Source organism: Okeania sp. SIO2C2, from assembly GCF_010692625.1.
In the GTDB taxonomy this organism is placed as follows: Bacteria; Cyanobacteriota; Cyanobacteriia; order Cyanobacteriales; family Microcoleaceae; genus Okeania; species Okeania hirsuta.
This window is the reverse complement of record NZ_JAAHGM010000138.1, coordinates 1-3,734: the sequence shown is the minus strand read 5'-3', so window position 1 is coordinate 3,734 and position 3,734 is coordinate 1. Positions and strand designations below refer to the sequence as shown.

Below are 3,734 nucleotides of genomic sequence, written 5' to 3'. Positions count from 1 at the left end.
TGCGCGACGATCGCTTCATGTTCACAGCGGCTGGACTCTGGAATTTCTACCTGATGGCAGCATAATTTAATGATTGAAAGGTAGAATTTTCCATTTAACTTTAAGGTTTTATTTCGCGACAAGTCTAATATGTATGTAATTTGACAGCTTCACTAATCCGAATTGTAAAAGGATCGTGGATAATATTCCGTCCATCTTTGATTAAAGCATTTTTAACCTGTTGATGGAAAATGTGTTTAGCCATTGTAGGTAATTAATTCAATAATTAATAATTAACAATTAATAATTACCTCTTCTTATCAAGAAGAGGATAGCCTCAATAGCTTTTGCAACGCACTTGAATTAGCCAATACTAGCTAAGTTAACTCTATAAGTGTAAATTTCTGTCATTAGCTTGACTTATAAAAATTTTTGTGGTCTTAAAAGAAAGTAAATAAAAAGATGGCCGATCAATCTTTACGGATTAGGTTGAGAAATGTCCCTTTCCCAGAGAGTGTTCATATAGAAAAAAATCCAACATCGACAAATATTTGTTAGTTTTATCCTACGGAAAAGCTGCCCTAACAATACCGTTTTACCAAACCTATATTGACTTTTCATAACTTTTCTGCTACGAGTTAAAAGTTAACAAAATATTGATTATGGATAACTAATGAGCGATCGCGAGATACCGAAAATTGATAAGAAGGGTCTCAGGGAATTTGGTCTAATAGTAGGTGGTGTTTTTGGCGGTTTATTCGGTCTATTACTACCGTTACTCCACAGACATTGGCCTCCTCCTGCATGGCCTTGGATAATTGCTACTCCTCTATTGGTATTGGCAATTGTTTCACCCCCTACTTTGGGACCTGTTTATAAGTTTTGGATGCGGGTGGGAATTTTCCTGAGTAAAATAATGACTCCCCTATGGATGGGGTTAGTATTTTATCTTGTAGTTATGCCAATGGGTTTGATTATGCGAATGTTTAAAAAAGACCCAATGGAGCGACAATTGAATACTGAAACTTCAACTTATCGGGTGATGAGTCAATTAAAAACTAGAGAAAGTATGGAGCGGCCTTTTTAAATGTTTGAAGGAATATTAGACTTTCTCAAAGACCTTTGGGGTTTTATGGGAGAGCGGAAAAAGTATTGGTTATTGCCTTTGATTATTACTTTAGTTTTGTTAGGAGCTTTGATTATTCTGAGTCAATCTTCTGTAATTGCTCCGTTCATTTATACTTTGTTTTAATCTGACTATGTTGGCAGTAAAGAAGAAAGGAAAAGGTTTTTTTGTTGAACTTTACCTATGTCTTCCTTGACCGAAAATTTTGGATAAATAGCCTCTGCTTTTGAGGGGATCAAAAAAGAGAATATTCTATATTTCTAGCAGAAGGTTTTAGCTCAAGGTACTGATAACTGATAACTGATCAATGAAATTACCGAAAATTTTGGATAAATAGCCTCTGCTTTTGAGGGGATCAAAAAAGAGAATATTCTATATTTCTAGCAGAAGGTTTTAGCTCAAGGTACTGATAACTGATAACTGATCAATGAAATTACCGAAAATTTTGGATAAATAGCTTCTGCTTTTGAGGGGATCAAAAAAGAGAATATTCTATATTTCTAGCAGAAGGTTTTAGCTAGAGGTACTGATAACTGAAGTTACCGAAAATTTTGGATAAATAGCTTCTGCTTTTGAGGGGATCAAAAAAGAGAATATTCTGTATTTCTAGCAGAAGGCTTTAGCTAAAGGTACTGATAACTGATAACTGAAAAGTTGGGTTTATCCTAGGGATAAACTCTGCTAATTTTCCTCAACCCAATCTACAGGATCAAAATACAAAAAAATTATAGCTGAGAGGATGATTAAACTAAAAACTTTGGCGGTAAATTTAGGTATGATTTTCGCCAGTTTATTTGTTGGGATAGCGATCGCTGAAGTAGGGGTAAGAATTGCTGGTTTGGAGGGATTAAAAAAAATGCCGGAAAGTACCCATGCAGAATTTTATCCGACATTTTATACTATTCCTCATCCAGTTCGAGGTTGGGAATATAAAGCAAATGTTTCTGGTTGGTGGACGAGTGAAGGAAAGGCTTATTTAGAGTTTAATAGTCATGGTTTTAGAGGACCGGAAATTACTAAAACAAAACCAGAAAATACTCTAATAATTGCTGTAGTGGGAGATTCTTTTACTTCAGCAGTGCAGGTTTCTTACAAGGAAACTTTTGTAGCAGTAATGCAAAAGGAATTGGAAAAATGTACAGATTTAAAACCTCAAAAAGTAGAAGTAATTAATTTTGGAGTAGATGGTTATGGAACTGCCCAACAATTATTAACTCTTCGGGAAAAAGTGTGGGATTTTCAGCCAGATATTGTGCTCTTAGCTTTTTTTATGGGCAATGATGTTACGGATAATTCTCGAAAGTTAGAAAATAATCATTACCGACCTTTTTTTGTCTATAAAAATGGAAAGTTAGAATTAGATTTATCGTTTAGGGAGCTAACTATTAGTCAAGCAAACCGCTACATGATTACCACAGTCGATAAATTACCAACTTGGCTAGTAAATAATGTTAGAATTTTGCAAATTATCAAAAAAGTAGAGGCAGACCAAAGGAAGAGAAATGCTTCAAGACATTTTGAAAATTTACAAGCAAATAATTTTAGAGAACCGCCAAATTATGCTTGGCAAGAAGCTTGGAAAATTACTGATGAACTAATCGGAATTATGGCAAAAGAAGTACAAGAAAAAGGAGCAGAATTTAAAATAGCTACAGTGATGACTCCCATGCAAATTCATCCAGATAAGAAATGGCGAGAAGGATATATGAAAATTATGGATATTCAAGACTGGTCATATCCCACAAAAAGATTGCAAGATTTAGGGGAAGCTTATAATTTTTCTGTAATTGATTTAGTTGAACCTTTTGATAATTATGTTGCAGAAAATCCTGTTTGCGTTCATGGGTTTAAAAATACGACAATGTGTGCAGGTCATTGGAATGCGACAGGACATAAATTAGCAGGAGAAATTATTGCTGAAAAGTTGTGTCAAGAGTTATAGGGGAGTAGGGGAGTTTCACAGGGGTAGGTTTTTTACCTTTGATCTAAAAGAAGTGTGGGGAGAGGGGGAAGAGGGGGAGGAGGGGGGAGTTTATAGCTATTTATTGTATAAAAAAGTACATTTTTTTGAGAATTTTTAACTGAATCAAAGGGAGCGATCGCTCCTTTGTTAAAAACCTACCCCTGTAAGAGTAGGGGAGTAGGGGAGTAGGGGAGTAGGGAGTAGGGGAGAAAGTTAGAATTCTGGGCAGACAAGGGCAAAAAAATCAAGGGACAATTCTTCTCTCCTACCTTCTCTAATAATATCAAACCTGCTTGCTTCGGATTGTTATAACTTACTGGACCGACACAGCTAAAACTGTGCATTAGGGAGTAGTTGCATACAACGTCTGTACAGAGTAGAGGAGAAAGATTATTTTTGGGTTTATCCTACGGATAAGCTGACGCTAACGTCCCTCAACCCAACCTACTGGACTGTTTCATCTAAAATGGTGCAATAGAATAGTCAGCTAAAAGTGACTATTGGACTCACAAGCGATCGTTAAAAACAGACAACCAAAAACAGGCGATCGTTAAAAACAGACAACCAAAAACAGGCGATCGTTAAAAATAGATAGCCAAAAACAGGCGATAGCAAAAAACAGACAACCAAAAACAGGCGATCGTTAAAAATAGATAGCCAAAAACA

4 protein-coding genes are annotated in these 3,734 nt (G+C 35.7%); 3 read left to right on the top strand and 1 reads right to left on the bottom strand.

Annotated elements, in window-relative coordinates; genetic code table 11:
- Window positions 1-124: 124 nt before the first annotated feature.
- On the bottom strand, window positions 125-244 hold the full coding sequence (locus F6K18_RS35835; RefSeq protein ID WP_287528109.1) for an element excision factor XisH family protein: 120 nt from the start codon (window positions 242-244) through the stop codon (window positions 125-127).
- A gap of 408 nt (window positions 245-652) precedes the next feature.
- On the opposite strand from F6K18_RS35835, the gene F6K18_RS35830 reads away from it, so the two are divergent.
- The 3 genes from F6K18_RS35830 (at window position 653) to F6K18_RS35820 (ending at window position 3,047) form a co-directional block, all read left to right on the top strand.
- A complete protein-coding gene (locus F6K18_RS35830) occupies window positions 653-1,066 on the top strand; it encodes an SxtJ family membrane protein (protein ID WP_124146027.1) in 414 nt (137 codons plus the stop codon).
- The gene (locus F6K18_RS35825; protein WP_287528106.1) at window positions 1,067-1,231 is read left to right on the top strand and encodes a DUF5989 family protein; all 165 of its coding nucleotides are present in this window, start codon (window positions 1,067-1,069) and stop codon (window positions 1,229-1,231) included.
- A 613-nt stretch (window positions 1,232-1,844) separates the two neighbouring features.
- The gene (locus F6K18_RS35820) at window positions 1,845-3,047 is read left to right on the top strand and encodes an SGNH/GDSL hydrolase family protein (protein ID WP_287528104.1); all 1,203 of its coding nucleotides are present in this window, start codon (window positions 1,845-1,847) and stop codon (window positions 3,045-3,047) included.
- Window positions 3,048-3,734 lie beyond the last annotated feature (687 nt).